The 2,660-nt window shown below is 32.5% G+C and carries 2 protein-coding genes; one reads left to right on the top strand and one right to left on the bottom strand.

The window, feature by feature from the left end:
* The coding region (locus J5G60_RS17790; protein ID WP_150359023.1) for an RNA-guided endonuclease TnpB family protein at positions 1-270 on the top strand (270 nt) is incomplete at its 5' end.
* 797 nt (positions 271-1,067) lie between these two features.
* Here J5G60_RS17790 and J5G60_RS17785 read toward each other — a convergent pair.
* Positions 1,068-2,195, bottom strand: coding sequence for an RNA-guided endonuclease InsQ/TnpB family protein (locus J5G60_RS17785; protein WP_150359022.1), 1,128 nt, complete (start codon positions 2,193-2,195; stop codon positions 1,068-1,070).
* Between the last annotated feature and the right edge of the window lie 465 nt (positions 2,196-2,660).

The following is a 2,660-nucleotide window of genomic DNA, read 5'->3' as shown; positions in this document are numbered from 1 at the left end:
ATGCAGCAGAATCACAGGCTGGCAAAGGCAATAAGCGAAGCAAGCTGGAGTGAATTCAGAAGAATGCTGGAATACAAAGCCGAGTGGTACGGCAGAAAAATAATAGTAGCACCCGGTAATTATGCAAGTAGTCAATTATGTTCAGTTTGTGGATATAAGAATAGAGAGGTGAAAAATCTGGCACTCAGGGAATGGATTTGCCCTAAATGCGGCACACACCATGACAGGGATATAAACGCCAGTAAAAATCTGCTGAAATTAGCCATATAATTTTGGTAATACGCTGAGGTTGGTTCGACCTTTAGAGCTTAGGTAAACTTGTTCCGTTAGGAATATTGGCTAAGAAGCCATCCACTTCTATAAGTGGTGGTAGTTCACTAATGATTATGATGATTATGGACAAGAATATGAGTTTATTGAAGGTGAAAATTTAAATAACATAGCAAAACCTGAATGTGACTGTGGAGAATATGAGATAAGTGATACATTTACTGTAAGAGGACATAAGATTAACAGTAATTGTGATACGTGGGGTACAGATTGTGGAGCTAAGGCTGAATCACTATATGTATTTTATTTACCTGAAAAAGGCAAGTATATATTTGTCAAAGAATGGTATTGGGAAATGTAACTGGTAAAAGTTATATATACAACGAAAAGATAAACCTATAGATTTAAACCCTTTTTTAAGTTTTATATAGTAAAAATTATAGAAAAGATAGATATTCATATGCTCCTTTTCTATGATATACTTTATATATAGTAGATAATACCCTCTCATTAATATGTGGGAAGTCATTGGTTATATGCAATTAACTAATGAGGGGTGATCGAATGTCAACTACCCCTCCTAAACTTTTAGTTATAGGAAGGGCTTGGTAAGTATAAATTCTTATCAACTATCACTACCGTTTAACGAATAGCATAGAATCCTTATCATCATTATCTTACATTAGGGGGTTGACAAGTGTGTAGTACACTGCTACTCCCTGTATATATGAGAATACTAAACCACATTTTAAAGTATAGGAAGTTTCCTTTCTCATGCTCATATATACTTATTTAAGTTATACAGTTGCCAGGTTTATTCTTTTATCATAACCCTTGTGCCATATATTTTTAGCACCTATCAAGTCATCGTTCGATGTATAACCACAGGCTTTACATTGAAATAAATGCAGTTTTTTATTTCTGTTGCTTTTATGGGTGTGCCCACAAACCGGGCAGGTTTGACTTGTATGTTTTGGATCAATATATATAACTTTTAACCCTGCCTGTATAGCTTTGTACTCTACAAAACGCTGTAGTTCATCAAATGCCCAGCTGACCCGGTAGTAGCGGTTTTCTCTTTTTACCTTACATGACAGATTTATACCGGTTAAATCTTCCATGGCTATCATAGATTTGAATCCTTTAGCATAATCTACAATTTTTTTACTTATTTGATGATTTATATCGCGCATGAATTTACTTTCCCTTTGATTAATAGAGCAAATTTTCTTATGTGTATTATGAGTGCCTTTTTCCTGCAACTGTTTTCTCAAATGCTTATATTTAGCTCTAATATTTTTAAGAAAACGCCCTTTATAAAATTTGATATATCCGTGGCTGTCATATATGGTTGCTATAAAATTTTGACCTAAATCTATACCTATGATGTTATTGATTTGTTCAGAAGGAGTTTCCATGATTTCCTTATTAACGGTAATATGGGCATAATATTTATTTTTATTTCTTACAACTTCCATGGAACCGAAGAACCAGGTTCTATCAAGATACTTTTTAAAGTAATCGGGTACTTTAAATGGCAGTTTGATTCTTTTTCCTATAGTATTGATAGAAATAGTCTTTCCATTGTTTAAAAATGAGTAATTCCTGCCATAAGAATATAGGGCTTTAGCATTTTTATAAACTGCTAAACTGCCAAATATATTATTGGAGTGCTGGGATTGGTAGCTGCCGCATACAACTGTGCAGACATTAACAGCCATCTGGGATTTAAGTCCAAACTTATCTCTTAAAGTAGAATATACAAGCTTTTGTAATTTAGGTTTATTGGTAATTTCACCATTGTTAAATGCGACAGAACTTGCATAGTTTAGGGCTTTTTTAAGAGAATGGAGGGTATTGTCAACAAGCAATTTTTGTTCATCTGTCAGTTTTAACTGTAATTTAAGGGTACGGACTATTTCCATAAGTTCACCACCTTTTATGAAAAGTTCACCTATATATAATTATATTACATCTAACTGAAAAAATCTATTTTTTAAAAATGTAATAATAACGAAATTTATAAGAACTGCCACATAATAAAAAACAATTGAAAAAAAGGTAGTGCAGAGGGCTTGCTGCCTACTGGCAAAAGGCAATTCTTCCCCTTCTAAATTAAATTATAGAAGGGGAAGAATTGCCTTATTTTGATGAATTATATAGATAAGATAATCCTGTCTATAACAATAGTGATAGGCTTATTTATAATATGTAATGGCAAACGATCAATCGAAGTGGATGTACAGATTGGTAATTTCCATATAAAAATAAATACTACAGATAAAAGAAAATAGACAGCTGCCACTGTCTATCTACTTAAATTAATTATCTACTATTTCTAAAAGTCAATGACTTCCCTATTCTTATTTATATTTATTATATCAAAAAAT

Source organism: Clostridium sp. HV4-5-A1G (assembly GCF_900184915.1).
GTDB classification, from domain to species: Bacteria; Bacillota; Clostridia; order Clostridiales; family Clostridiaceae; genus Clostridium_B; species Clostridium_B aromativorans.
Note: the sequence above shows the minus strand (reverse complement) of the source record. Positions and strands in the feature narration are given on the sequence as shown.